The organism is Ancylobacter moscoviensis (assembly GCF_007559435.1).
Classification (GTDB): Bacteria; Pseudomonadota; Alphaproteobacteria; order Rhizobiales; family Xanthobacteraceae; genus Ancylobacter; species Ancylobacter moscoviensis.
Genome location: NZ_VMBP01000004.1, coordinates 150,817 through 176,749, shown reverse-complemented (window position 1 = coordinate 176,749; position 25,933 = coordinate 150,817). Strand labels below are relative to the sequence as shown.

At 66.2% G+C, this 25,933-nt stretch carries 23 protein-coding genes; all 23 read right to left on the bottom strand.

The window, feature by feature from the left end; all coding sequences use genetic code 11:
- Positions 1-2 precede the first annotated feature (2 nt).
- The gene (locus tag FO470_RS13260; protein WP_246659597.1) at positions 3-686 is read right to left on the bottom strand and encodes an isoprenyl transferase; all 684 of its coding nucleotides are present in this window, start codon (positions 684-686) and stop codon (positions 3-5) included.
- A 143-nt stretch (positions 687-829) separates the two neighbouring features.
- Positions 830-1,393: a ribosome recycling factor gene (gene frr, locus FO470_RS13255; RefSeq protein ID WP_144343449.1), complete on the bottom strand. Its 564-nt coding sequence runs from the start codon at positions 1,391-1,393 to the stop codon at positions 830-832.
- Between the two features lie 118 nt (positions 1,394-1,511).
- Positions 1,512-2,246, bottom strand: coding sequence for a UMP kinase (gene pyrH / locus FO470_RS13250; RefSeq protein WP_144343448.1), 735 nt, complete (start codon positions 2,244-2,246; stop codon positions 1,512-1,514).
- Between the two features lie 103 nt (positions 2,247-2,349).
- Positions 2,350-3,273, bottom strand: a complete 924-nt coding sequence (tsf, locus tag FO470_RS13245; RefSeq protein ID WP_144343447.1) for a translation elongation factor Ts — start codon at positions 3,271-3,273, stop codon at positions 2,350-2,352.
- 138 nt (positions 3,274-3,411) lie between these two features.
- The gene (locus tag FO470_RS13240; RefSeq protein ID WP_144343446.1) at positions 3,412-4,410 is read right to left on the bottom strand and encodes a 30S ribosomal protein S2; all 999 of its coding nucleotides are present in this window, start codon (positions 4,408-4,410) and stop codon (positions 3,412-3,414) included.
- 226 nt (positions 4,411-4,636) lie between these two features.
- Positions 4,637-8,071: a DNA polymerase III subunit alpha gene (dnaE, locus tag FO470_RS13235; protein ID WP_144343445.1), complete on the bottom strand. Its 3,435-nt coding sequence runs from the start codon at positions 8,069-8,071 to the stop codon at positions 4,637-4,639.
- A 342-nt stretch (positions 8,072-8,413) separates the two neighbouring features.
- On the bottom strand, positions 8,414-8,872 hold the full coding sequence (locus FO470_RS13230) for a hypothetical protein (protein ID WP_144343444.1): 459 nt from the start codon (positions 8,870-8,872) through the stop codon (positions 8,414-8,416).
- 80 nt (positions 8,873-8,952) lie between these two features.
- A complete protein-coding gene (locus tag FO470_RS13225) occupies positions 8,953-9,591 on the bottom strand; it encodes an ABC transporter ATP-binding protein (RefSeq protein WP_244616883.1) in 639 nt (212 codons plus the stop codon).
- 64 nt (positions 9,592-9,655) lie between these two features.
- Positions 9,656-10,879 (bottom strand): lipoprotein-releasing ABC transporter permease subunit, encoded by a 1,224-nt coding sequence (locus FO470_RS13220; RefSeq protein ID WP_144343706.1) that lies wholly within the window; start codon positions 10,877-10,879, stop codon positions 9,656-9,658.
- A gap of 141 nt (positions 10,880-11,020) precedes the next feature.
- Positions 11,021-12,343 (bottom strand): proline--tRNA ligase, encoded by a 1,323-nt coding sequence (gene proS / locus FO470_RS13215; protein ID WP_144343442.1) that lies wholly within the window; start codon positions 12,341-12,343, stop codon positions 11,021-11,023.
- 450 nt (positions 12,344-12,793) lie between these two features.
- Positions 12,794-13,060 (bottom strand): DUF1467 family protein, encoded by a 267-nt coding sequence (locus FO470_RS13210; RefSeq protein ID WP_144343441.1) that lies wholly within the window; start codon positions 13,058-13,060, stop codon positions 12,794-12,796.
- 9 nt (positions 13,061-13,069) lie between these two features.
- Positions 13,070-13,474 (bottom strand): methylmalonyl-CoA epimerase, encoded by a 405-nt coding sequence (gene mce / locus FO470_RS13205; RefSeq protein ID WP_144343440.1) that lies wholly within the window; start codon positions 13,472-13,474, stop codon positions 13,070-13,072.
- A 157-nt stretch (positions 13,475-13,631) separates the two neighbouring features.
- Positions 13,632-15,320 carry a ribonuclease J gene (locus tag FO470_RS13200; RefSeq protein ID WP_144343439.1) on the bottom strand — a complete coding sequence of 563 codons (1,689 nt, stop codon included), beginning with the start codon at positions 15,318-15,320 and terminating at the stop codon, positions 13,632-13,634.
- An 11-nt stretch (positions 15,321-15,331) separates the two neighbouring features.
- Complete coding sequence (locus FO470_RS13195) at positions 15,332-16,087, bottom strand: biotin--[acetyl-CoA-carboxylase] ligase (RefSeq protein ID WP_144343438.1); 756 nt, start codon at positions 16,085-16,087, stop codon at positions 15,332-15,334.
- 2 nt (positions 16,088-16,089) lie between these two features.
- Entirely contained in the window at positions 16,090-17,517 is a 1,428-nt protein-coding gene (gene nuoN / locus FO470_RS13190; protein WP_144343437.1) for an NADH-quinone oxidoreductase subunit NuoN, read from the bottom strand.
- A gap of 34 nt (positions 17,518-17,551) precedes the next feature.
- Positions 17,552-19,066, bottom strand: a complete 1,515-nt coding sequence (locus FO470_RS13185; RefSeq protein ID WP_144343436.1) for an NADH-quinone oxidoreductase subunit M — start codon at positions 19,064-19,066, stop codon at positions 17,552-17,554.
- The gene (nuoL, locus tag FO470_RS13180) at positions 19,066-20,997 is read right to left on the bottom strand and encodes an NADH-quinone oxidoreductase subunit L (RefSeq protein ID WP_144343435.1); all 1,932 of its coding nucleotides are present in this window, start codon (positions 20,995-20,997) and stop codon (positions 19,066-19,068) included. The genes FO470_RS13185 and nuoL overlap by 1 nt, the downstream gene beginning before the upstream one ends.
- Before the next feature lie 10 nt (positions 20,998-21,007).
- Positions 21,008-21,316 (bottom strand): NADH-quinone oxidoreductase subunit NuoK, encoded by a 309-nt coding sequence (nuoK, locus tag FO470_RS13175; protein WP_144343434.1) that lies wholly within the window; start codon positions 21,314-21,316, stop codon positions 21,008-21,010.
- Between the two features lie 3 nt (positions 21,317-21,319).
- Entirely contained in the window at positions 21,320-21,922 is a 603-nt protein-coding gene (locus tag FO470_RS13170) for an NADH-quinone oxidoreductase subunit J (RefSeq protein ID WP_144343433.1), read from the bottom strand.
- Positions 21,923-22,043: 121 nt separating this feature from the next.
- Positions 22,044-22,532 (bottom strand): NADH-quinone oxidoreductase subunit NuoI, encoded by a 489-nt coding sequence (gene nuoI / locus FO470_RS13165; RefSeq protein WP_013166662.1) that lies wholly within the window; start codon positions 22,530-22,532, stop codon positions 22,044-22,046.
- Positions 22,533-22,542: 10 nt separating this feature from the next.
- Positions 22,543-22,803, bottom strand: a complete 261-nt coding sequence (locus FO470_RS13160) for a hypothetical protein (RefSeq protein WP_144343432.1) — start codon at positions 22,801-22,803, stop codon at positions 22,543-22,545.
- Between the two features lies 1 nt (position 22,804).
- The gene (nuoH, locus tag FO470_RS13155) at positions 22,805-23,839 is read right to left on the bottom strand and encodes an NADH-quinone oxidoreductase subunit NuoH (protein ID WP_144343431.1); all 1,035 of its coding nucleotides are present in this window, start codon (positions 23,837-23,839) and stop codon (positions 22,805-22,807) included.
- A 13-nt stretch (positions 23,840-23,852) separates the two neighbouring features.
- A complete protein-coding gene (nuoG, locus tag FO470_RS13150; protein ID WP_144343430.1) occupies positions 23,853-25,931 on the bottom strand; it encodes an NADH-quinone oxidoreductase subunit NuoG in 2,079 nt (692 codons plus the stop codon).
- Positions 25,932-25,933 lie beyond the last annotated feature (2 nt).

Genomic DNA, 25,933 nt, shown 5'->3' with positions numbered 1-25,933 from the left:
GCTCAGCTTCCGCTCGCCTCGACGCCGCCGAAGCGGCGCTCGCGCCGCCCATATTCGACCAGCGCCCGCTCCATCCAGTCCCGGTCGAAATCCGGCCAGAACACGGGCAGGAACACCAGCTCGGCATAAGCGGCCTGCCAAAGCAGGAAATTCGACAGCCGCTGCTCACCGCTGGTGCGGATCACCAGATCGAGCGGCGGCAGGCCGGCGGTGTCGAGCGCATCGGAGAAACGCTCCGGAGTAATGTCCTCCGGGCGCAGCACGCCGTCGGCGACCTGTCGGGCCAGCTGTTGCGCGGCACGCGCGATCTCGTTCCGCGAGCCGTAGTTGAAGGCGACCGTCAGCTTGACCCCGGTGTTGCTGTGGGTCAGTTCCTGCGCCTCGTCGAGCAGCGCCTGCACCTCGGAATCGGTCGGGTGCCCCTCCCCGATGATCCGCAGGCGCACATTCTTGGCGTGAAGGTCCCGGAGGTCGGAGCGGATGAAGCGCTTGAGCAGCCCCATCAGCTCGCCGATCTCCGTCTCGGGACGCGACCAGTTCTCACTGGAGAAGCTGTAGAGCGTCAGCGCCTCGATTCCGAGCTCGTGCGCAGCGGTGACGCTGCGCCGCACCGCCTCGGCGCCCCGGCGATGACCTTCGAAGCGGGGCAGGCCATGACTCTTCGCCCAGCGGCCATTGCCGTCCATGATGATCGCGACGTGACGCGGCACGCCGACCGTCGCCGCCTGCCGCGTATCCGTCTCGATGGCGGCCCCTGACGGCACGCCGAGCCTCGCAAGGTTCACGGAGCCCCCCTTCGGGACCTGGCCCCCGTCTCGGGACCTGAACGTCAGACCGCCAGGATTTCCTTTTCCTTGGCGGCCAGGACCTGATCGACCTCGGTGATGGACTGATCCGTCGCCTTCTGCACCTGATCGGCCAGACGATCGAGATCGTCCGAGCTCATCTCGCCGTCCTTCTCCGCCTTCTTCAGCGAATCGAGGCCGTCGCGGCGCACATGGCGCACCGAGACGCGGGCCGCCTCGGCGTATTTGTGGGCAACCTTGACCAGTTCCTGGCGGCGCTCCTGCGTGAGCTCGGGAATGCGCACGCGCAGCACCTGGCCTTCGGTCTGCGGGTTGAGGCCGAGATTGGATTCACGGATCGCCTTCTCGACCGCCGCGACCATGCCGCGATCCCAGACCTGCACCGACAGCAGGCGCGGCTCGGGTACGTTCACCGAGGCGACCTGGTTGAGCGGCATGTGGCTGCCATAGGCGTCGACCTGGATCGGCTCCAGAAGGCTGGCCGACGCACGGCCGGTGCGCAGGCCCGACAGTTCCTGCTTCAGGACCCCGATGGCGCCCTGCATGCGCCGCTTCAGATCGGCGATGTCGATCGGATCACTGCTCATGTCGAACCTCTTCTCTTATCTGTCCGGCACGCGACCGACCGCTCCCGGTTGGCGGCTATATCCAACCTAACGGCGCGCGTGGCAAGCGGTACGCGGCACCCGGCATCTCGAGGGGGCGCTACGGCGCCACCGTCGTCGCCCGCCCCTGGCCGCGAATGGCCGCCGCGATCGCACCGGGCTCGCGGATGGAAAAGACGATGATCGGCAGCTTCGCCTCGCGCGCGAGGGCGAAGGCTGCGGCGTCCATCACCTTCAGATCCTTTGCCAGCGCCTCGTCGTGGGTAAGCCGGTCGTAGCGGCGCGCGGAGGGATCGCGCTTGGGATCGGCGGTGTAGACGCCATCGACATTGGTCGCCTTCATCACCGCGTCGCATTCCAGCTCGGCGGCGCGCAAGACGGCGCCGGTATCAGTCGTGAAATACGGATTTCCGGTACCGCCCGCCAGCAGCACGATGCGCCCGCGCGACAGGTGGCGCGAAGCCGTCTGGCGGGCATAGGGCTCGCAGATGGTCGGCATGGGAATGGCGGAAAGCGTGCGCGCCGGGCTGCCGGCCTGCTCGACGGCCTTCTCCAGTGCCAGCGCGTTCATCACGGTGGCCAGCATGCCCATATGGTCGGCGGTGGCGCGATCGAGCCCCTGCCCCGCCACGCTGGCGCCGCGCAGGATATTGCCGCCACCCACCACCACGGCGATCTCGGCGCCCGTGGAATGGGCCTCGACGAGATCCTGCGCGATGCCCTCGATGGTCGGCCAGTGCAGGCCGAATGCCTCGCTCCCCATCAACGCCTCGCCGGAAACCTTCACCAGGACACGCCCATAAGCGAGTTCATTGCGGTCTGGCGGGGTCGACATGAGGCACCTCTGGCTTGGCGCGACTCGCGAGCGGCGCGCACAGTAAAACACGCCGGACAGCCCTTGGGCGGCCCGGCGTGACGTTATCAACGCAAGATAGGTCTCAAACGCCGGCCGCGGCGGCGACTTCGGCGGCGAAGTCGCTCTCCTGCTTCTCGACGCCCTCACCGAGGCCAAAGCGCACGAAAGCAACGAGCTTGATCGGCGCGCCGACCTTGCCCTCGCTCTCCTTCACCGCCTGGGCGACCGTCTTGGACGGCTCGTGGATGAAGGGCTGCTCAAGCAGCGTGACTTCCTTGTAGAAGGTCTTCAGGCCGCTTTCGACGATCTTCTCGACCACGTTGTCCGGCTTGCCGGAGGCCTTGGCCTTCTCAAACAGCACGCCACGCTCGCGGGCGACGACCTCAGGGTCGATGCCGGCGGCGTCGAGCGCCTGCGGGTTGGCGGCGGCGACGTGCATGGCGATCTGGCGACCGAGGGCGGCCAGCTCATCCGGCTTGCCGGCGGATTCGAGCGCGACCAGCACGCCGATCTTGCCGAGGCCCTCGCCCACCGAGCCGTGGACATAGGAGCCGACGACGCCCGGCGAGACTTCGAGCGCGGCAGCGCGGCGCAGCGTCATGTGCTCGCCGATGGTGGCAACCGCGGAGGAGAGGACCTCCTCGACCTTGCCGCCGCCCGGGAAGGTCGAGGCCTTGATCGCCTCGATATCGGCGCCAGCGGTCAGCGCGACGGTGGCAATGCCGCGCACCAGCTGCTGGAACTGCTCGTTGCGGGCCACGAAGTCGGTCTCGGAGTTCACCTCGACGACGACGCCCTTGCCGCCGTCGACGGCGGCGCCGATCAGACCCTCGGCCGCGACGCGGCCGGCCTTCTTGGCGGCCTTGGCAAGGCCCTTCTTGCGCAGCCAGTCGATGGCGGCCTCGATGTCACCCTCGACCTCGTTCAGCGCGGCCTTGCAGTCCATCATGCCGGCGCCGGTCTTGTCGCGCAGCTCCTTCACCATGCCCGCGGTGATGTTGGCCATGTTCCGTTCCTCAACGATCTCTGTATCAATCGACGACACGGCCGGCCGGAGGAATTCCGGGCCGGCCGTGCAATGCAAAGGCTGACGCCCAAACGTTTGGCGCCCGCATGTGACGCCGTTGCGAAACCGGCGCCGTGGTCACTCGACCTCGGCGGTCAGCTCCTTGGCCTGCGCGATCCAGCCGTCGACACGGCCCGGAAGACCGACTTCCTCACCGAGACGGTGAGCGTCGTCGGCATTCAGGCCAGCGATCTGCGAATAGTGGAAGATGCCGAGATCGGTCAGCTTCTTCTCGATCGCCGGCGACACGCCGGTCAGCTTCTTCAGGTCGTCGGCAATGCCGCGCGGGCCGGAGAGCGGCTCGAAGCCCGACCAGACGGTCTCGGCCGGCAGATCCTCGACGAGCGGCGCATCGGCGGCGCCGATGTCGATGCCGAGATCGCCCTGGGCGCGGCCGATGCCGTCGATGGCGGCACGGGCGATCAGGTCGCAATAGAGGTTGATCGCGCGGCCGGCGTCGTCATTGCCCGGCACCGGGAAAGCAATGCCGTCCGGATCGCAGTTGGTGTCGAGGATCGCCGCGACCGGAATGCCGAGGCGACGCGCTTCGGCGACGGCCAGGTCTTCCTTGTTGGTGTCGATCACGAACAGCAGGTCCGGGATACCGCCCATGTCGCGGATACCGCCAAGGGCGCGATCGAGCTTCTCCTTCTCGCGCTGGAGCGTCAGGCGCTCCTTCTTGGTGTAGCCGACGCCCTCGCCGGCATTCAGAAGCTCTTCCAGCTTCTTCAGGCGGGCGATCGAATGGGAAATGGTCTTCCAGTTCGTCAGCATGCCGCCGAGCCAGCGGGAGTTGACGTAGTACTGGGCCGAACGCTTGGCCGCATCGGCCACGGCATCCGCCGCCTGACGCTTGGTGCCGACGAACAGCACGCGGCCGCCGCGGGCCACGGTGTCGGACACCGCCTGCAGCGCGCGATGCAGCGCCGGCACGGTCTGGGCCAGGTCGATGATGTGGATGTTGTTGCGGGTGCCGAAGATGAAGGGAGCCATCTTCGGGTTCCAGCGGTGGGACTGATGCCCGAAGTGCACGCCAGCTTCCAGGAGCTGGCGCATGGAGAATTCAGGAAGCGCCATTGTCGTCTCTCGTCCGGTTGAGCCTCCGCGGACATGGCCGTGCCGAGGGATTCGGCTACGGCACCGGAGCGACCGATAGGCACCCACCGTCACAAGTCACGACAATGGGAGCCCGGCCGCGAGTCCGCGTGCGGAATGGCGCGGCTTATAAGGGACCACACCCCGACACGCAAGCGCCGTGTGGCTCTACCGCCGGGCAACGCGCCGGACCTACCCCTTCATCCGCTCAATGCGCCTCGACGGCGACCACGCCGGGAACCGCCTTGAGGGCCCCGGCGATCTGGGGCGACAGGCTGTAGCGGCCGGGAAGCTTCACTTCCACCTCCGTTGCGCCCTGTTCGCCGAGCAGCAGTACCAGCGCCACCTCCCCGTCCCCGCGTCCGCTGGCGAGAGAGCCGAGGCGCGAGGCGACGCTTTCCAGCGGATCGGGCGAGCGCAAGAAGATACGCATGCTCTTCTGCATCTTCGAGGCCGCCTGGTCGAGCGGTTCGGCCGTCTGGATGCGGGCGCGCACATCCTCGCCCTGCAGCTCCGCCGAGACCTGCAGAAGCAGCGCCTTGCCGGGCTCCAGAAGCTCGCGGAACTGCGCCAGCGTCTCGGAGAACAGCACCGCCTCGAACTGCCCGGAAGGATCGGACAGGCCGACGATGCCCATCTTGTTGCCGGTCTTGGTGCGCCTCTCCTGCCGGCTCACCACGGTCGCGGCGAGGCGCCCGGCGATGGAGCCGGCACGCACCGAGCGGGTGAAATCGGTCCAGCGCTGCACGCGCAGCCGCTCCAGCGCCTTGCCGTAGTCGTCGAGCGGGTGGCCGGTGAGGAAGAAGCCGATGGAATCATATTCGCGCTGCAGCTTCTCGGCCGGCAGCCACGGCGCGGTGTTGGGTATCGGCAGCTCCGTCGCCTGCGCGGGCCCGCCGAACATGTTCCATTGACCGGAAGCCACCTCCGCCCCCACCGAAGCGGCATGGGCGAGAATCGGTTCGATCGCCGCCGTCGCGCGGGCGCGGTTCGGCTCCAGCGCATCGAAGGCCCCGGCGTTGACGAGGCTCTCCATGGTGCGCTTGTTCAGCGCTTTGGCGTTGATGCGCGAGGCGAAGTCCGAAAGGCTGGCGAAGGGCCGGTCGCCCCGCGCCTCGACGATGGCGTCCACCGCATGCACGCCCACGCCCTTGATGGCGGCGAGCGCGTAGAGGATGCGCCCGTCCTTCACCGCGAACTCCCGGCCGGAGTGGTTGACCGAGGGCGGCACCACCTCGATGCCGAGCCGCTGCGATTCCTGGCGGAATTCCGCCAGCTTGTCGGTGTTGCCCATGTCGAGCGTCATCGACGCGGCAAGGAATTCCGTGGCGTAGTTCGCCTTCATATAGGCGGTCTGGTACGAGACCAGCGCATAGGCGGCGGCATGGCTCTTGTTGAAGCCGTAGTCGGCGAACTTGGCGAGCAGGTCGAAGATTTCCGACGCCTTGGCCTTGGGCACGCCGCGCTCCACCGCGCCGGTGACGAAGCGCTCACGCTGCTTGTCCATCTCGGCGCGGATCTTCTTGCCCATGGCGCGCCGCAGCAGATCCGCCTCGCCCAGCGAATAGCCGGACAGCGTCTGCGCGATCTGCATCACCTGTTCCTGGTAGATGATGACGCCGTAAGTTTCCTTCAGGCTCGCTTCCAGCGCGGGATGGGCATAGGCCGCCTTCTCCTGGCCGTTCTTCACCGCGCAATACACCGGAATGTTGGCCATCGGGCCCGGACGGTAGAGCGCGACGAGCGCGATGATGTCCTCCAGCCGGTCCGGTTTCATGTCGACGAGGGCGCGGCGCATGCCCGCGCTTTCCACCTGGAACACGCCGACCGTCTCGCCCCGCGTCAGCATGGCGTAGGTCTTCTCGTCGCCCAGTGGGATAGTCGACAGGTCGAGCTGGATGCCACGCTGTGCAACCAGACGCACCGCCGTTTGCAACACGGTGAGAGTCTTCAGGCCGAGGAAGTCGAACTTCACCAGACCGGCCTGCTCGACCCATTTCATGTTGTACTGCGTGACCGGCATGTCGGAGCGCGGATCGCGGTAGAGCGGCACGAGCTTGGCCAGCGGCCGGTCGCCGATCACGATGCCCGCCGCATGGGTCGAGGCGTGGCGGTTCAGGCCTTCGAGCTTGGTAGCAATGTCGAAAGCCCGCTTCACGACGGGGTTTGCTTCACTTTCCGCCTGCAAGCGCGGCTCGTCGCCGATCGCCTGCTTCAGCGTCACCGGGTTGGCCGGATTCTGCGGCACCAGCTTGCAGAGTTTGTCGACCTGCCCGTAGGGCATCTCCAGCACGCGGCCGACGTCGCGCAGCACGCCGCGCGCCTGCAACGTACCGAAGGTGATGATCTGCGCTACCTGATCGCGACCGTAGCGCTGTTGCACATACCGAATAACCTCGTCGCGACGCTCCTGGCAGAAGTCGATATCGAAGTCCGGCATGGACACGCGCTCGGGATTCAGGAAGCGCTCGAACAGCAGGCCGAAGCGCAGCGGATCCAGATCGGTGATGGTGAGCGAATAGGCGACCAGCGAGCCGGCACCCGATCCACGGCCCGGCCCCACCGGAATGCCCTGTGCCTTCGCCCATTTGATGAAGTCCGACACGATAAGGAAGTAGCCGGGAAACTTCATCTTCTCGATGATGCCGAGCTCGAAGGCGAGGCGATCCTCGTAGTCCTTTTCCGCCAGCCCATGCGCCGGGCCGTGGATCGCCAGTCGCCGCCGGAGCCCCTCCTCCGCCTGTACCCGCAGTTCCTCCGCCTCGTCGCGCTCCATGGTGAAGCGCGGCAGGATCGGCTTGACCGTGCGCGGACGGTAGGCGCAACGCCGCGCGATCTCGACGGTGTTGGCGAGCGCCTCGGGCAGGTCTGCGAACAGCGCCGTCATCTCGGCCCTGGTGCGGAACCGGTGCTCAGGGGTGAGCTGGCGGCGGTCGGGTTCGGCCACCAGCCGCCCCTCCGCGATGCAGATCAGCGCGTCATGGGCCTCGTAGTCTTCCTGCGCCGCGAAGAACGGCTCATTGGTCGCCACGAGCGGCAGCTCGAGCCGGTAGGCGAGTTCGATCAGTGCCGGCTCGACCTTGCGCTCGTCGGCAACGCCATGGCGCTGGACTTCGACATAGAGCCGGTCGCCGAACAGCTCGGAAAGCGCGACCAGCCTCTGCTCGGCAAGATCCGCACTACCCGCGGCGAGCGCACGGTCCACGGGACCCGCGGGACCGCCGGTAAGAACGATCAGGCCGTCGGAAAAGCCCTGCAGCCAATCGAGCTTGATGTGGGGAGCGCCGTCCGAGGCGGTGTCGAGATAGGAGCGCGAGACGAGCTCCATCAGATTCTTCCACCCCTGCTCACTGGCGGCGAGCAGAGCGATGCGCGGGCGCTCCTGCCCTGCTGGGCCACGTGGCGCGGGGCCGGGCACGTCCACCGCGAGCGAGCAGCCGAGTATCGGCTGGATGCCGCTTCCGGCCATCTTCTCGGAGAATTCCAGCGCACCGAACAGATTGCCCGTGTCGGTGAGCGCGATGGCAGGCTGCCGATCCTTCTTGGCGAGCTCGGCCAGCTTGCCGATGGTCAGCGCCCCTTCGAGCAGCGAGAAGGCGGAATGGACATGCAGATGAACGAACCCGACATCAGCCTCAGCCATTTCTTTCCTCCCGCGACTCGCCGTCTAGATGGTGAGCATGCGACGGCGCCGCGTCCACCCATGCGGGGCTGTCCTCCCCGCTGTCCTCAGACGCCGGTGATGACCCCTGCCCAGATGCCGATCATGGCAACGAACAGCCCGATGGATGTGAGCGCGGCAACTTCCTGAACGAGGATGCGGATCATGTCGACCTCCATGGAACATACAGAGAACATGACTCCCGCAACCCCCACAATCAAGCCATGTTCCTCTTTCGTTCCAGTCTATGGTTGACAAATGGCAAACGGCGGTGCCCGGCGGCACGCCGATTCCCGCGAGCAGAAAGGAAAACGGACAGTCCGGCTAGCTCAGCCGCGGAGGCCACGCGACATCGAGCCGGACCCGCAGATCTTCTGCATGGCCGCGCAGCACCACCGCCTCGCAACGCGCCGGCCGCCCTTTCGCCGCCGCGTGAAAATGAAGAAGGTCGCGTGCCGGGATCTCTCCCACGCGGGCGCCTTCGACATGGACGACGATCGCCTCGACCTCGCCAGCTTTGGTGACAGCCGTCAGGAGTTCGGCGATGCATTCCTCACCCAGAGACGATGGCGTCCGGCCGGCGATGCGGGCGAGGACGGGCTGATGGCCGTCCGTTCCGGCAATGTCGTAGTCGAAGGAGCCGTCGCCCACGAGCGCCAGACGCGTTTTCGGCACGACGACGCGCTGGCCGACCCAGCGCAGCAGGATGATGAGGGCAACCGCACCCGCGACGGCGCCCGCCAGCAATGTCATGTGATCGTACTGGAGAAGACGGTCCAGCATGGCGACACTCCGGAGCGCTACGGCGCTGCGGGTGAGAATAGCATGAGATTACCGCCGAACAGGAGCGACGACGGCAAGGTCTATGGCAATTCCACGACTTGCCCGTCCTGCAGCGTCACGCGACGGTGCATGCGCCCCGCGAGCTCGAGATTGTGGGTCGCGATCACCGCCGCGAGGCCGGTCGCCTCGACAAGCTGGGACAGGGCATGAAAGACATGGTCGGCCGTGTGCGGATCGAGATTTCCCGTCGGCTCGTCCGCCAATAGCACGCGCGGGGCATTGGCCACGGCACGCGCAATGGCGACACGCTGCTGCTCGCCGCCCGACAGTTCGCCCGGCCGGTGATCGAGCCTCTTGCCGAGGCCGAGATAGCCGAGCAGTTCCTTCGCGCGCACCGCCGCCTCGCGCTTCGACAGACCCCGGATCATCTGGGGCAGCATCACGTTTTCCTGCGCAGAGAATTCCGGCAGGAGGTGATGGAACTGGTAGACGAAGCCGACGTCGACCCGTCGGATACGGGTACGCTCGGCATCCGGCAGGCCTGCCGTCGCCTTGCCGCCGATATAGACCTCCCCGGCATCCTGATGCTCCAGCAGACCGGCGACGTGGAGGAGCGTGGACTTGCCCGTGCCGGACGGCGCCACGAGTGCCACCGACTGGCCTTCCATAACGGTGAAATCGGCGCCGCGCAGAATGTCGAGCGTACCTTCGCCCTGCATGTAGCGGCGTTCGATCTGTTCCAGCCGGAGTACGGTCTGCGGCGATGCGGACACGACCGGTCCCCTATTCGTAGCGTAGCGCTTCCACCGGATCGAGGCGCGCGGCGCGCCACGAGGGGTAGAGCGGAGCGAGGAAGGACAGGACGAGCGCGGTCAGCACGACGGTCGCGGTCTCGCCGGCGTTCATCTCGGCGGGCAGGCGGCTGAGATAATAGAGCTCGGGCGAGAAGAGCTCGGTTGCGGTGAGCCAGGAAATGAACTGGCGGATTTCCTCCACGTTCAGGCACACCACCAGCCCGAGCAGGAAGCCGGCGATGGTGCCAACGACGCCGATGGCGGCGCCGGTGACGAGGAAGACCCGCATGATCGCCCCGCGCGTCGCACCCATGGTGCGCAGGATGCCGATATCGCGCCCCTTATCCTTCACCAGCATGTTGAGGCCGGAGACGATATTGAAGGCCGCGACCACCACGATCAGCGTCAGGATGAGGAACATCACGTTCCGCTCGACCTGCAGCGCGTTGAAGAAGGTGGCGTTCCGCTGGCGCCAGTCGACGATGTAGATCGGCCGCTCGGCTGCCGCCTGCACGGCGGAGCGGTAGCGTTCCACGTCGTCCGGCTTGTCGATGTAGACCTCGATGGCGGTGACGTCGCCATCCTTGTTGAAATAGGCCTGACTCTCCGCCAGCGGCATGAAGACGAAGGCGCTGTCGTATTCCGACATGCCGATCTCGAACACCGCCGCGATCTTGTAAACCTTGATGCGCGGCGTCGTGCCCATCGGTGTCACCGCCCCGCGCGGCGCGACGAGGGTGAGGTTGTCACCCGCCTGCAGCGAGAGCTGGTCGGCAAGGCGCTTGCCGATGGCGATCCCCGTGCCACTGTCGAAGCCTTCCAGCGTGCCGGTGCGGATGTTCGCTCCGATGGCGGGGAGCGCGCGCAGGTTCGCCTCCGAGAGACCGCGCACCAGCACGCCGCCGGCCCCGTAGGCGGAGGAGGCCAGAGCCTGCCCCTCGACCAGCGGCACCGCGAACTTGACGCCCGGCACGCCGGCGATGCGCTTGGCGACCGCGTCGTAATCCGTCAGCGGCCCGTCGATCGGCTGCACCAGCATGTGGCCGTTGAGGCCGAGGATCTTCGACAGGAGTTCGGTGCGGAAGCCGTTCATCACCGCCATGACGATGATGAGCGTAGCGACGCCCAGCATGATGCCGAGGAAGGAGAACCCGGCGATGACCGAGATGAAGCCTTCCTTGCGCCGCGCCCTGAGATAGCGCAGCGACAGCATCCATTCGAACGCGCTGAACGGCCGCGAGCCGGTCGGCTCCTCGTCGGGGCGCGCCTGTGCTTCCTTCACCCGACGCGCTTCGCTCCGTGCCGCCATGCCTGCTCCGCCGTGCGCCCCGCCTGTCGAGATCGCTGCCTGCGTTCAGCCGATGATCCGCGCCAGCGCTGCCGTGATCGGCAGCGTTTCGCGCGAGCCATCCGCCCGACGCTTCAGTTCCACCATGCCGTTCGCCAGGCCCTTCGGCCCGACGATGATCTGCCAGGGCAGGCCGATGAGGTCGGCCGTGGCGAACTTCGAGCCGGGACGCTCGTCCGTGTCGTCGTAGAGCACGTCGATATTGCGCGAGACCAGCTCGGCATAGATCGCGTCGCAGGCCGCGTCGGTCGCCGCATCGCCCACCTTGAGGTTCAGCAGACCAACGCGGAACGGCGCGATGGCCTCCGGCCAGATGATGCCGTTCTCGTCGTGCGAGGCCTCGATGATGGCCGCGGCGAGACGCGAGGGGCCGATGCCGTAGGAGCCCATGTGGACGGGCCGCTCCACGCCGTCCGGGCCGGCGACGGTGGCGTTCATGGGCTCGGAATATTTGGTGCCGAAATAGAAGATGTGACCGACCTCGATGCCGCGCGCGGACAGACGCTGACCGTCCGGAATCGCCGCGAACGCCGCCTCGTCATGCTTCTCTTCCGTGGCCGCATAAAGGCTGGTCCAGCGGTTCACGATGGTTTGCAGAGACGACGGGTCCTGGAAGTCGACATCGCTGCCGGGCGTGTCCATTTCGAGATAGTCGGAATGGCAGAACACCTGGCTCTCGCCGGTGGAGGCGAGGATGATGAATTCGTGGCTGTGGTTGCCGCCGATGGGGCCGGTGTCGGCGACCATCGGGATCGCCTTGAGGCCAAGGCGCGCAAAGGTGCGCAGATAGGCGACGAACATGCGGTTGTAGGCGATGACCGCGTTCTCGAAATCGAGGTCGATCGAATAAGCGTCCTTCATCAGGAACTCGCGCGAGCGCATGACGCCGAAGCGCGGGCGCACCTCGTCGCGGAACTTCCACTGGATATGGTAGAGGTTCAGCGGCAGGTCCTTGTAGGACTTCACATAGGCGCGGACGATCTCGGTGAGCATCTCCTCATTGGTCGGCCCGTAGAGCATGTCGCGCTCGTGCCGGTCCTTGATGCGCAGCATCTCCTTGCCGTAGTCGTCGTAACGCCCGCTCTCGCGCCAGAGGTCGGCCGACTGGATGGTCGGCATCATGATCTCGATGGCGCCCGAACGGTTCTGCTCCTCGCGGATGACGTTGCAGATCTTGTCCAGAACGCGCTTGCCCAGCGGCAGCCAGGCATAGATGCCGGCGCTCTCCTGACGGATCATGCCGGCGCGCAGCATGAGGCGGTGCGAAACGATTTCCGCTTCCTTCGGGACTTCGCGGAGGATGGGAAGGAAGTAGCGGGAAAGGCGCATCAGCGGAAACTCACGATTCGTCTGCCGGCGGCGCGCGGCAAGGATGGCGGAGTGAAACCGGATCGGTCAGAAAAACACAAGCCCTTGCGCACCGCCCCCGCCCGCCTCTGCCTGAACTTCAGGCTTCGGCCACGGAACGCAGCCTAATTCTATTGCATCGCACCATCGTTCTATTGCGACGCAAGGATGACAAGGCCGCATTTTTTGCTCTAAGGTGCCGGCCTCTAGAAAGAGGTCCGCTGATCGCTTCTCGGAGCGTGATGATCGGTCCAGGTCTCGGGAGGAATAACGGCTAAGAAAGCCCCCTGACAGATGCCGAAACGGCACGGAATCAGGTGCGGGCGGCCAAACAAGCGGGCGGGACCTTGAGTCCCGCCTCTTTTTTTACCTCTACAGCCTTGTTTTTGACCTTGGGTCAGACCGGCGCGGGGTCAGACCGGCGCGGCCATTTCAGTAAAGTTTGATCGGCAGCGGGAACATGTCGAGCGTGAGCCGGCCGGTTTCGACCGACCACGCGAACAGCCCGACGATCACGGCCGCCACCACCGTCGTCACCAGCGCCTTGCGCAGCAGCAGCGGACGCTGGGGCGCGCCCGGCTCGGTTCCATCCTCGACCACACCGTCCTCATGCTGGGAGCGCACGCCGAAGGGCAGGATGGTGAAGATCACCGTCCACCAGACGATGAAGTAGATCGCGATGTAGGTGGTGATGCCCATGGGAGTGCGTCAGGCCTGCTCGAGTTCGACCAGAGTGCCGAGGAAATCCTTCGGGTGGAGGAACAGCACCGGCTTGCCGTGCGCCCCGATGCGCGGCTCGCCCGAGCCCAGCACGCGCGCGCCGGCGGCGAGAAGGCGGTCGCGAGCGGCGCGGATATCTTCCACCTCGTAGCAGATGTGGTGGATGCCGCCTTCGGGATTGCGTTCCAGGAATTTGGCGATCGGCGAGTCCGCGCCCAGTACGCCGAGCAGTTCGACCTTGGTGTTCGGAAGGACGACGAAGACCGTGTTCACGCCATGCTCGGGCTGCGGCACCACCTCCGACACCTCGGCATCGAGCGTGTCACGATAAATGGCGATGGCCGCATCAAGATCCGGCACGGCGATGGCGACATGGTTGAGACGACCGATCATGCGAATACGCTCCCCTCATGGGCATCCGAGGAGCATGCCGCCTCCCGGAGACCGTATGCGGGCGGCACGAATGCCGCCGCTCAATGCCGCCCCTTGGATCACGTTCCCCGTGAGAAAGGCATTCAACTTTCGCGGCAGGCGGCGCCGGGCGCGTCCTTCATACCGTGATCACCAGCACATGGCAGAGCGGCTTCTTGCCCCAGGCGGCGTTCACCGATCCGCGGACCGCCCGCGTGACCGACTCCGCCACGGCGTCGGGGTCGCGCCGGCGCGGCTTGGGCAGTCCGTCGAGGCAATCGAGGACGGCTTCCTCCACCACGTCGTCGAGCGGCTTGCCGCCAATGCCGTGGCGCGGCAGGCCGGAGAGGTCGATCATCGGATCGCCCACCACCTCGCCCTTGGCGGACATGGCGACGGCAACCGACACCAGCCCCGAGAAGGACAGGCGGCGGCGCTCGGCAACGGCGGGATCATCCGCGCCAATGAGCACCTGCCCGTCCTTGTAAAGACGCCCGGCGGGCAGTTCCTCGATCACCTCGGCACCGAGCGACGGATCGGCGCTGACGAGGCGCACCACGTCTCCATCGACCAGACGAACGACCTCGCGGGCCCCCATGCGGCGAGCGAGATCGGCGTGCTCGGCCAGATGCAGCGGCTCGCCATGCACCGGCACCGAGACCTGCGGACGCAGCCACTGATACATCTGCTCCAGTTCGCCCCGGCGCGGATGACCGGAGACATGCACCAGCGCGTCGCGGTCGGTGATGACCTTCACGCCCTGCAGCACCAGCGCATTGATGATGCGGTTCACCGGACGCTCATTGCCGGGAATGGTGCGCGACGAGAAGATGACCTGATCGCCCGGCGACAGTGCGATCTCGGGATGGTCGTCATCGGCAATGCGGGCGAGAGCCGCGCGCGGCTCGCCCTGGCTACCGGTGAGGATCGCCACCACCTTGTCGCGCGGCAGGAAGCCATAGGCGTCGGCCGGGCGGAAGGGCGGCAGTCCATCGAGCATATGCTGCTCGCGCGCCACCGAAACCACACGCTCCATGGCGCGACCGACCAGTACCACTTCCCTGCCCGTCTTCATCGCCGCCTCGGCGATGGAGCGGATGCGCGCGACATTGGAGGCGAAGGTCGTCACCGCCACGCGATGCGGCGCGGCGGCGATCAGCTCCGCCAGCACGCCCTGCACATCCACCTCGGAAGGCGAGATGCCGTCGCGGATTGCGTTGGTGGAATCGCACACGACCGCGCGCACGCCCTCGTCGCCGAGCGCGGAGAAGCGAGCCGGATCGGTGACGTTGCCGACGACCGGTGTCGGGTCGATCTTCCAGTCGCCCGTGTGCACGACGAGGCCGAGCGGCGTGCGGATGGCGAGGGCGTGGCTGTCGGGGATGGAATGGGCGACGGGGAGGAACTCCACGTCAAACGGGTCGATCCGCACCCGCCCCCCGGTCGGAACGACATGGAAGGGAATCTTCGGGGCGCCCGGCTCGCCCAGCCGGCGCACTTCCGCCAGCGCGTGCGTGAAGGGGGTGGTGTAGACCGTGCATCCAAGCCGCGGCCACAGATCGACGAGGGCGCCGATGTGATCCTCGTGGCCGTGGGTAATCACCAGCCCGACCAGATTGCCGGCATCCACCTGATCCTCGAGGAAGGACACGTCCGGCATGATCAGGTCGATCCCCGGCACCTCGGGCGGCGCGAAGGAAATGCCGAGATCGACCGCGAGCCATTTGCGCCGGTTGCGCGGGCCGAAACCGTAGAGCCCGAGGTTCATGCCGATTTCGCCAACCCCACCGAGGGGGGCGAAGACCAGCTCGTCCGGCCATTTGCTCACGCGACTCCCTTTCACACTGACGCGCGCGGCGACGGGAAAACGTCGCCGGCGCTGATCGTCTCGCGCACCCCGTCGGGGCGGCGCAACACCATAGCACCCGAAAAGTCGAGCGCCTCAAAGATCCCTTCCGACTGCCGCTCGCCGAGGCGCACGGTCACCGGCTTGCCAACCCCTGACGCCCGCATCAGCCAGGCCTCGCGGATATCGGCGAACCCCTCCCCGCGCGCCCATTCGGCGAGACGGTGGCGCATGGCGGCGTCGAGCGCGGCAAGCATGGCCGGAGGTTCAGTCGGATAGCCCGCGCCGGAAAGATCGATGGCGCCGTAGGGCGTGTCGGCCGGATGATGGGCGCAATTGACGCCGAAGCCGATGACAGTCGCCATGCGGCCGCCCGGCAGCGCGGTGCCTTCCAGCAGGATGCCGGCCAGCTTGGCGCCGTCGATCATCACGTCGTTCGGCCATTTCAGGCCGATGCGCAGCGGATCGATGCCGGTGACGGCCCGAACCGCGTCATAGAGCGCCAGCGCCGCCACGAAGCACAGCTCGGGCTGGCGCGCCGCCGGCCCGGCATCGACCAGCAGCAGCGATGCATAGAGGTTGCCCGGCTCCGACGTCCAAGGCCGGCCACGGCGGCCACGGCCGCCAGTCTGCCGCTCCGCGACGAACCAGCAAGGCGCCGGTCCGCCGATCGCGGCCAGCGCCTCGGCATTGGTGGAGCCGACCGTATCGAAGCGGATGACCGGCGTTGCGCCCGGCGGATGCGTCATTCTCAGAAGAGCGCCCGCGCGGCTGCGCCCGCCGCCGCCAGCAGCGGCGCCGGATAGACGAAGAGCAGCACGGTGAACAGGCCCGAGACGGCGAGCACCGCGCGCAACTCCGACGGCATCGGCTCGAAGGCCGGCGCCGGCTCGTCGAAGTACATCACCTTGACGATACGCAGGTAGTAGAAGGCGCCGACCACGCTGGTGAGCACGCCGATGACGGCAAGCGTGTACAGCCCCGCCTCGATTGCGGCGAGGAAGACGTAGTACTTCGCGAGGAAGCCGGCGAGCGGCGGGATACCGGCGAGCGAGAACATCAGCGCCGCCAGGAAGAACGCCTTGACCGGGCTGGTGCGGGCGAGACCCGCGAGCTCGTCGTAGTTCTCGACCACGCCGTCCTTGCGGCGCATCGACAGGATGCAGGCGAAGGTACCCAGCGTCATCGCCATGTAGATGGTCATGTAGACCAGCACGCCGCGCACGCCCTGCTCCGTGCCGGCGGCGAGGCCGACCAGCGCGTACCCCATGTGGCCGATCGATGAATAGGCCATGAGGCGCTTGAGGTTTCGCTGGCCGATGGCGGCGAAGGAGCCAAGCGCCATCGAGGCGATGGAGACGAAGACGATGATCTGCTGCCACTGGTGCACGACGTTCGGAAGCGCCTCGATGGCGAAGCGCACGAACACCGCCATGGCCGCGACCTTCGGGGCCGCCGCGAAGAACGCCGTCACCGGCGCCGGCGCACCCTCATAGACGTCCGGCGTCCACATGTGGAACGGCACGGCCGAAACCTTGAAGCACAGGCCAGCAAAGGTGAACACGATGCCGAAGATAAGGCCGAGCGAAGGCTCGCGGGCGGCCTCAGCGATGCGGGCGAAGTTCACCGAGCCGGTGAAGCCATAGATCAGCGACGCGCCATAGAGGAACATGCCCGAGGAAAGCGCGCCGAGCACGAAGTACTTCAGGCCGGCCTCGGTCGAGCGCACGGAATCGCGGTTGTTGGCGGCGATCACGTAGAGCGCGAGGCTCATCAGCTCGAGGCCCATATAGAGCGCGATTAGGTCGCCGGCCGAGATCAGCATCATCATGCCGAGCGTCGACAGCAGCACGAGGATGGCGAACTCGAAGCGGCTCTGCTTCTCCACCTTCAGCCAGTCGACCGACATGGCAAGCGTGCCGCCGGCACCCAGCAGGGCGAGGACCTTCAGGAAGCGCCCATATTCGTCGACCTGGAACGCTCCGCCGAACAGCGTCGCCTGCGACGGGCCGAGAATGACCAGCACCAGCGCCGCGAACAGCGCCGCGAGCGTGAGGCCGTTCACGGTATCCGTCGACTTCGGGCCGACGATGGCGCCGAACAGCAGCAGCAGGATGGCGGAAACGGCCAGCAACAGTTCGGGCAGCGCGGGGCCGAGCGCGGCAAGGGTGAAGGTCATCGAACAGGCTCCGCGAAGGTCATCAGGGGGCGGATCAAGGCAGCACCAGCGCGGCGGCCTTGACGGCTTCGGTCGCCACGTCGGCGCGCGCGACGATCGCGCCCACCGCGGCGTTGCAGGCGTCAAGGATCGGCTGCGGCCAGATACCGAAGAGGAGGGTGAGCAACAGCAGCGGGATGAGCGAGGCCATCTCGCGGCCGTTGAGGTCGAGCAGCCCCTTCAGGCTGTCCTTTTCCAGCGCCCCGAAGATCACCCGGCGGTAGAGCCACAGCGCGTAGGAGGCCGACAGGATCACGCCGGTGGCGGCAAAGAGCGCCACCCAGCTGTTCCGCCCAAAGGTGGCGATGATGGTGAGGAATTCGCCGATGAAGCCCGAGGTGCCCGGCAAGCCGACATTCGCCATAGTGAACACCATGAACACCGTCGCGTAGATCGGCATGCGATGCACGATGCCGCCATAGGCCGCGATCTCGCGGGTGTGCATGCGGTCATAGATGACACCGACACACAGGAACAGCGCGCCCGACACGAAGCCGTGGCTGACCATCTGGAACACCGCGCCCTGGATGCCCTCCTGGGTCAGGGTGAAGATGCCCATCGTCACGTAGCCCATATGGGCGATGGACGAGTAGGCGATCAGCTTCTTGATGTCCTCCTGCATCAGGGCGACCAGCGACGTGTAGACGATCGCGATCACCGAGAGCGTGAAGACGAAGGGCGCGAAATAGGCCGACGCCTCCGGGAACATGGGCAGGCTGAAACGCAGGAAGCCGTAGCCGCCCATCTTCAAAAGGATGCCCGCCAGGATGACCGAACCGGCTGTCGGCGCCTCGACATGCGCGTCGGGAAGCCAGGTGTGCACCGGCCACATCGGCATCTTCACCGCGAAGGAGGCGAAGAAGGCGAGCCACAGCCAGTACTGCATGCCGGCCGGGAAATCGAACTTCAGCAGCGCCGTGATGTCGGTCGTGCCCGCCTGCCAGTACATGGCCATGATGGCGAGCATCATGAGCACGGAGCCGGCGAGCGTGTAGAGGAAGAACTTGAAGGTGGCGTAGATGCGCCGCTTGCCGCCCCAGATGCCGATGATGAGGAACATCGGGATCAGGCCGCCTTCGAAAAAGATGTAGAACTGCAGCAAGTCGAGAGCCGCGAAGGTGCCGATCATCAGCGTCTCGAGCACCAGGAAGCAGATCATGTACTCCTTGACGCGCACATGGATCGACTCCCAGCTCGCCAGGATGCACATCGGCATCAGCAGCGTGGTGAGCAGCACGAAGGGCATCGAGATGCCGTCGACGCCCATGCGATAGGTCGCGACGTCGCCGAGCCAGGGCTTCTGCTCGAGGAACTGGAATTCGTGACTCGACGGGTCGAACCCGAAGAGCAGCAGCAGCGAGATGACGAAGGTGACGAGGGTCGCCCACAGCGCGACCCAGCGGGCGTTGCGCTGCGCCACCTCGTCGTCGCCGCGGATCATCAGGACGATGAGCAGCGCGCCGACGAGCGGCAGGAAGGTGACGACGGAAAGGATGGGCCAGTCGTACATCAGTGCGAGCCCCCGAACATGAACCAGGTGATGAGGGCCGCGACGCCAACCAGCATCACGAACGCATAGTGGTAGAGATAGCCGGTCTGCAGCCGGACCACCCTGTTCGTCACATCGACCACCCGGGCCGAGACGCCGTTCGGTCCGTAGCCGTCGATGACGCGCACATCACCCTGCTTCCACAGGAAGTTGCCGAGCCACATTGTCGGGCGAACGAAGAGGAAGTCGTAGATCTCGTCGAAGTACCACTTGTTGAGCAGGAAGCGGTACAGCACGTCGTTCTGCTTGGCGATCGCCTTCGGCACGGCCGTGTTGGCGATGTACATCCAGTAGGCGACGATGAAGCCGAGCGCCATCATCACCGTCGGCGCCCACTTCGCCCAGCCGGGGATGTGGTGCATCTCCTCGAGGATCTTGTTCTCCGGCCCCATGAAGATCGACTCGCGGAAGAAATGATCCACGTCCTGCCCCACGAAATAGGGGTACAGGATCATGCCCGCGAAGATCGCCCCGAGCGAAAGCAGGCCGAGCGGGATCAGCATGACCAGCGGCGATTCATGCGCGTGGTCGTAAGTGTGATGGTCCGCACGGGTCTCGCCGTGGAAGGTCATGAACATCTGCCGCCAGGTGTAGAAGGCGGTCAGCGCCGCGGCAGCCACCGTCAGCACCCAGGCATAGGTGGCGAACGGGCTGTGGCTCACGAAGGCGGTCTCGATGATCGCGTCCTTCGAGAAATAGCCGGCCGTGAAGGGGAAGCCCGTCAGCGCCAGACCACCGATCATCATGGTGGCATAGGTGAACGGGATCTTCCGCCACAGGCCGCCCATGTGCCGCATGTCCTGCTCATGGTGCATCGCGTGGATGACGGAACCGGCGGCAAGGAACAGAAGCGCCTTGAAGAAGCCGTGCGTCAGCAGGTGGAAGATGCCGACCGAGTAGGCGCCGGTGCCGAGCGCGACGAACATGTAGCCGAGCTGCGAGCAGGTCGAATAGGCGATGACGCGCTTGATGTCGTTCTGCACGCAGCCGATGGTCGCGGCGAAGAAGGCGGTCGAGGCGCCGACGAACAGCACGACGTTGAGCGCCGTCTGCGACAGCTCGAACAATGGCGACAGGCGCGCCACCATGAACACGCCGGCAGTGACCATGGTCGCGGCGTGGATCAGTGCCGACACCGGGGTCGGGCCTTCCATCGCGTCCGGCAGCCAGGTGTGGAGGCCGAGCTGGGCCGACTTGCCCATGGCGCCCACGAAGAGCAGCAGGCAGATGATGGTCGGCGCATGCCACTCATAGCCGAGGAACAGGATGTTCTTGTCGAGCAGCGAGGGCGCCGAGGCGAAGATCTGCTCGAACGAGATCGAGCCGGTCATCATGAACACCGCGGCGATGCCGAGGATGAAGCCGAAGTCGCCGACGCGGTTGACGATGAAGGCCTTCATCGCCGCCGCGCAGGCCGACGGCTTGTCGTACCAGAAGCCGATCAGCAGGTAGGAGGCGAGGCCGACGCCTTCCCAGCCGAAGAACATCTGCACCAGATTGTCGCTCGTCACCAGCATCAGCATGGCGAAGGTGAAGAGCGAGAGATAGGCGAAGAAGCGCGGGCGGCTGGGGTCCTCGTGCATGTACCCCATCGAATAGAGGTGCACGAGCGAGGAGACGCTGGTCACGAGGATCAGCATCACCGAGGTGAGCGTGTCCACACGGATCGCCCAGCGCACGTCGAGCCCACCGGACGCCATCCAGGTGAACAGCTCGACCGTTCCGTCCTGGCCACCGAAGCCGGTCTGGAAGAAGACGATCCACGCGAAGAAGGCGGAGACGAAGAGAAGCCCGGTCGTGACCAGTTCCGAGGCGCGCGCGCCGATCAGCCGGCCGAACAGGCCGGCGATGAGGAAGCCGACGAGGGGGAGGAAGACAATCGCCTGGTACATGAATGCCCGCTCAGCCCTTCATGGTGTTGATGTCCTCGACGGCGATCGAACCGCGGTTGCGGTAGAACACCACGAGGATGGCGAGACCGATGGCGGCCTCGGCGGCGGCGACCGTCAGCACGAACAGCGCGAAGACCTGCCCGGTGATGTTGCCGAGGAAGACCGAGAAGGCGACGAGGTTGATATTCACCGCCAGCAGGATGAGCTCGACCGACATCAGAATGACGATGACGTTCTTCCGGTTGAGGAAGATGCCGAGCGTGCCGAGCGTGAACAGGATGGCCGCGACGGTCAGATAGTGCGGAAGGCCGATCGCCATGGCTCAGAGCCCCTTGCCGGAAGGCACCTTGACGACGTCGATCGCCATCGCCTTGGTGCGCGCGTTCTGGACCGGGATGCTCTGGCGCTTGACGTTCTCCTTGTGTCGAAGCGTCAGCACGATGGCGCCGATCATGGCGACCAGCAGGACGAGGCCGGCCGCCTGGAAGAAGTAGACGTAGTCCGTGTAGAGCACCCGGCCGATCTGCACCGCGTTCGACACGTCCGAAGAGGCCGCGACCGCGCCGGTCACGCCCTCGCCGAAGGTCCACGAGCCGACCACCAGCACCAGTTCGGCGAAGAAGACGAGGCCGACCAGAGCGCCGACCGGCAGGTACTGCAGGAAGCCCTGGCGGAGTTCGACGAAATCGACGTCGAGCATCATCACCACGAACAGGAACAGCACCGCGACCGCGCCGACATAGACGACGATCAGCAGCATCGCGATGTATTCGGCGCCGATCAGGATGAACAGGCCGGAGGCGTTCACGAAGGTCAGGATCAGGAACAGGACCGAGTGAACCGGGTTCCGCGAGGCGATGACCATGAAGGCCGAGGCGACGGCCACCCCGGCAAAGAGATAGAAGAACAGCGCGGCGAGGCTCATGCCCGGCACTCCCCAGTCATCACCGCGCGCGTCTTCCCGACGGCGGCGGCGCGAAGAGCCTTAGCGGCTCGTATCGTTACGGTCTTCACGTACACGACCCCTTGCCCAATCCCCTGCGCGCTCAACGGTACGGCGCGTCCAGCGCCATGTTGCGCGCGATCTCGCGCTCCCAGCGGTCGCCGTTCGCGAGCAGCTTGGCCTTGTCGTAATAGAGTTCCTCGCGCGTCTCGGTGGCGAACTCGAAGTTCGGCCCCTCGACGATGGCGTCCACCGGGCAGGCTTCCTGGCAGAAGCCGCAATAGATGCACTTCACCATGTCGATGTCGTAACGCGTCGTGCGGCGGGTGCCGTCGTTACGGCGCGGGCCAGCCTCGATGGTGATGGCCTGCGCCGGGCAGATCGCCTCGCACAGCTTGCAGGCGATGCAGCGTTCCTCGCCATTCGGGTAGCGCCGCAGTGCATGCTCGCCACGGAAGCGCGGCGACACCGGCCCCTTTTCGAAGGGGTAGTTCAGCGTCGCCTTCGGCTTGAAGAAATAGCGCATAGCCAGGAAGAACGCCGAGACGAACTCGGTGAGCAGCAACTGGCGTGCGGCCAGATCCAACCTCATGACGCTCTCCTCAGTCGGCCAAGGCCGCGGCGAGGCCGAAGCCCACCAGCGGCATCGAAACGGCGAAGACCCGAATAACGGTCTTCCACCATGAAATCACGCCCTCGAGCTGATCAGCGCTCAGCTTCCGGGCCTCCCGGGAACCGCGGATCGACGTTTCGACGACCCGTGGCAGAATGAACCATTCGAACGCACCAAACAGCGCGCCGGCGAGCGCCCCGACCCAACCGATGGCGGATGCCTCGGTAAGAGCCGCGAGCGCGCCTTCCATCTCAGCCTCCCCCGGCCGCCAGGCCGGTGAAGTGCAGCACGCTGGCCACGATCACAACCATCGCCAGCGAGATCGGCAGGAACACCTTCCAGCCGAGGCGCATGAGCTGATCGTAGCGGTAGCGGGGAACCATTGCCTTCACCATGGCGAACATGAAGAAGACCAGCAGAACCTTGAGCAGGAACCAGACGATGCCCGGCACCCAGGTAAAGGGCGCTACCGGCACCGGCGGCAGCCATCCGCCCATGAACAGGATGGCCATCAGCGCGCACATGGTCATGATCGCCACGTACTCGCCGAGCATGAACATCATGTACGGGGTGGAGCCATATTCCACCATGAAGCCGGCCACGAGCTCGGACTCCGCTTCGCCCAGATCGAAGGGCGGGCGGTTCGTCTCGGCAAGCGCCGAGATGAAGAAGATCACGAACATCGGGAACAGCGGCAGCCAGTACCAGCCGAGCAGGCCCCACTGGGTATTCTGGGCCTCGACGATGGCTGAGAGGTTCAGCGAGCCAGCGCAGAGCAGCACGGTGACGATGACGAAGCCGATGGAGACCTCGTAGGATACCATCTGCGCCGCCGCGCGCAGCGCCGACAGGAAGGGATACTTCGAGTTCGACGCCCAGCCGGCCATGATGGTGCCGTACACACCCAGCGACGAGATCGCGAAGATGTAGAGCACACCGACATTGATGTCCGCGACCACCCAGCCGGCATCGATCGGCACCACCGCCCAGGCGGCGAGCGCCAGCAGGCAGGTGACGAAGGGCGCCAGCAGAAACACGCCCTTGTTCGAGCCGTCTGGGATGACCGGCTCCTTGAGCACGAACTTGATCAGGTCCGCGAAAGACTGGAACAGGCCGAACGGCCCGACCACGTTGGGGCCGCGGCGCAGCTGCACCGCCGCCCAGATCTTGCGGTCGGCCAGCAGCACATAGGCGACGATGATCAGCAGCCCGACCAGCAGCGCGAGGCTCTGGGCGACGATGATGAGCACCTGAAGCAGCGTGTCGAACCAGGTCGTTTCGGTCATGTGCTCTCTCCCCTCACTCGGCCGCCGCCGCAAGGCGGCTATGGGCGAGCGCGGAGCATTCGGCCATCACGGCGGACGCGCGGGCGATCGGGTTGGTGAGATAGAACTCGGTGACGGCTGCCTTGAACGGCGCGCTCGCCGGCGTACCGCCGGCATTGGCAAGCGCGAGCACCGCCGCCGGATCGGCCGGCACGACGTGCTCGATACGGGCCAGATGCGGATGCCCCTTGTAGAGCGCCGCCCTGAGCTCGGAAAGGCTGTCGAAGGGCAGCCGCTTGCCGATGACGTCCGAGAGAGCGCGCAGCACCGCCCAGTCCTCGCGGGCCTCGCCCGGCGGGAAGGCGGCACGGTTGGCGAGCTGCGCCCGCCCTTCCGTGTTCACATAGGTGCCGGACTTCTCGGTATAGGCCGCCCCCGGCAGGATGACGTCGGCGCGGTGCGCGCCGCGGTCGCCATGCGTGCCAATGTAGACCACGAAGGCGCCCGGAGCGATGTCGATCTCGTCGGCGCCGAGTGCGAACAGGACGTCAACGCCACCCGGATTGGTCATCGCCACGGCGTCGAGATCGCCCTCACCCGGCACGGCGCCGAGATCGAGCGCGCCGACCCGCGAAGCCGCGGTGTGCAGCACGGAGAAGCCGTTCCAGCCATCCTTGACGGCGCCGACCGCCACGGCCAGCCGCGCGGCGAGCGCCAGCACGGCGGCACCGTCGGGACGCGAAAGAGCGCCCTGCCCGATCAGGATCAGCGGATGCTGGGCGTTCTTCAGCGTTTCCGCGAAAGTGCCGCTGCCCACGAGATCGACCAGCGTGTCGGAACCGGCGCCGAGATAGTCATAGGGATAGGTCAGGTCGACATGCTCGCCGATCAGGCCGATCGGGAAATTGCCCTGCAGCCAGCGCTTGCGGATCCGGGAGTTGAGCACGCTCGCCTCACGGCGCGGATCGGAACCGATGATCAGCAGCGCGTCCGCCTGCTCGATGCCGGCGATGCCGGCGTTGAACAGGTAGCTGGCGCGACCGAGCGACGGGTCGAGCTTGGTGCCGTCCTGCCGGCAGTCGATGTTCGCCGATCCCAGCGCCGTCAGCAGCGACTTGAGGGCGAAGGTCTCCTCCACCGAGGCGAGGTCGCCGACCAGGCCGCCGATGCGGTTGCCGGGAACACCCTTCACCTTCTCGGCGATGGCGGCGAAAGCCTCCGGCCAGCTCGCAGGCTTCAACTTGCCGCCAACCCGCACATAGGCGCGGTCGAGACGCTGCGTCTTCAGACCGTCCCAGATGTAGCGGGTCTTGTCGGAGATCCACTCCTCGTTCACGTCCTCGTTGAGCCGCGGAAGGACGCGCATGACCTCGCGACCGCGCGTATCGACGCGAATGTTGGAGCCGACGGCATCCATCACATCGACGGACTCGGTCTTCACCAGTTCCCACGGACGGGCGTGGAAGGCATAAGGCCGCTGGGTAAGCGCGCCGACCGGGCAGAGGTCGGCGACGTTGCCCTGCAGCTCCGAGGAGAGCGCCGCCTCGAGATAGGTGGTGATCTCCATGTCCTCGCCGCGCCCGATGGCGCCGAGCTCGGCGACGCCCGCCACTTCCGTGGTGAAGCGCACGCAGCGGGTGCACTGGATGCACCGCGTCATGGAGGTCTTGATGAGCGGGCCGATATACTTGTCCTCGACCGCGCGCTTGTTCTCGGCATAGCGGGACGTGTCCACGCCATAGGCCATGGCCTGGTCCTGCAGGTCGCACTCGCCGCCCTGGTCGCAGATCGGGCAGTCCAACGGGTGGTTGATGAGCAGGAACTCCATCACCCCTTCGCGCGCCTTCTTCACCATGGGGCTCTTGGTGAGCACCACGGGCGGCTCGCCATTCGGGCCGGGGCGCAGATCGCGCACGTTCATGGCGCAGCTCGCCGTCGGCTTGGGCGGACCGCCCTTCACCTCGACGAGGCACATGCGGCAGTTGCCGGCGATCGACAGGCGCTCATGGAAGCAGAAGCGCGGAATCTCCGCGCCGGCCGCCTCGCAGGCCTGGAGGAGCGTGTATTCCGGCGGAACATCAAGCTCGATGTCGTCGACGATGATCTTGGCCATGA

Coding starts and splice junctions, on each gene's coding strand:
- FO470_RS13195 (WP_144343438.1), bottom strand. CDS start 16,087: ATGACGCATCCGCCGGGCGCAACGCCGGTCATCCGCTTCGATACGGTC.
- FO470_RS13210 (WP_144343441.1), bottom strand. CDS start 13,060: ATGGGCATCACCACCTACATCGCGATCTACTTCATCGTCTGGTGGACG.
- nuoI (WP_013166662.1), bottom strand. CDS start 22,532: ATGAGGTTGGATCTGGCCGCACGCCAGTTGCTGCTCACCGAGTTCGTC.
- tsf (WP_144343447.1), bottom strand. CDS start 3,273: ATGGCCAACATCACCGCGGGCATGGTGAAGGAGCTGCGCGACAAGACC.
- dnaE (WP_144343445.1), bottom strand. CDS start 8,071: ATGGCTGAGGCTGATGTCGGGTTCGTTCATCTGCATGTCCATTCCGCC.
- pyrH (WP_144343448.1), bottom strand. CDS start 2,246: ATGTCGACCCCGCCAGACCGCAATGAACTCGCTTATGGGCGTGTCCTG.
- nuoH (WP_144343431.1), bottom strand. CDS start 23,839: ATGACCGAAACGACCTGGTTCGACACGCTGCTTCAGGTGCTCATCATC.
- FO470_RS13225 (WP_244616883.1), bottom strand. CDS start 9,591: ATGCAGGGCGAAGGTACGCTCGACATTCTGCGCGGCGCCGATTTCACC.
- FO470_RS13160 (WP_144343432.1), bottom strand. CDS start 22,803: ATGGAAGGCGCGCTCGCGGCTCTTACCGAGGCATCCGCCATCGGTTGG.
- nuoK (WP_144343434.1), bottom strand. CDS start 21,316: ATGGCGATCGGCCTTCCGCACTATCTGACCGTCGCGGCCATCCTGTTC.
- FO470_RS13185 (WP_144343436.1), bottom strand. CDS start 19,066: ATGTACGACTGGCCCATCCTTTCCGTCGTCACCTTCCTGCCGCTCGTC.
- nuoL (WP_144343435.1), bottom strand. CDS start 20,997: ATGTACCAGGCGATTGTCTTCCTCCCCCTCGTCGGCTTCCTCATCGCC.
- proS (WP_144343442.1), bottom strand. CDS start 12,343: ATGCGCCTTTCCCGCTACTTCCTTCCCATCCTCCGCGAAGTCCCGAAG.
- FO470_RS13260 (WP_246659597.1), bottom strand. CDS start 686: ATGGACGGCAATGGCCGCTGGGCGAAGAGTCATGGCCTGCCCCGCTTC.
- FO470_RS13220 (WP_144343706.1), bottom strand. CDS start 10,879: ATGCTGTCGCTGCGCTATCTCAGGGCGCGGCGCAAGGAAGGCTTCATC.
- frr (WP_144343449.1), bottom strand. CDS start 1,393: ATGAGCAGTGATCCGATCGACATCGCCGATCTGAAGCGGCGCATGCAG.
- nuoN (WP_144343437.1), bottom strand. CDS start 17,517: ATGACCTTCACCCTTGCCGCGCTCGGCCCCGCGCTGCCCGAACTGTTG.
- mce (WP_144343440.1), bottom strand. CDS start 13,474: ATGATCGGTCGTCTCAACCATGTCGCCATCGCCGTGCCGGATCTTGAT.
- nuoG (WP_144343430.1), bottom strand. CDS start 25,931: ATGGCCAAGATCATCGTCGACGACATCGAGCTTGATGTTCCGCCGGAA.
- FO470_RS13170 (WP_144343433.1), bottom strand. CDS start 21,922: ATGAGCCTCGCCGCGCTGTTCTTCTATCTCTTTGCCGGGGTGGCCGTC.
- FO470_RS13240 (WP_144343446.1), bottom strand. CDS start 4,410: ATGGCGCTTCCTGAATTCTCCATGCGCCAGCTCCTGGAAGCTGGCGTG.
- FO470_RS13230 (WP_144343444.1), bottom strand. CDS start 8,872: ATGCTGGACCGTCTTCTCCAGTACGATCACATGACATTGCTGGCGGGC.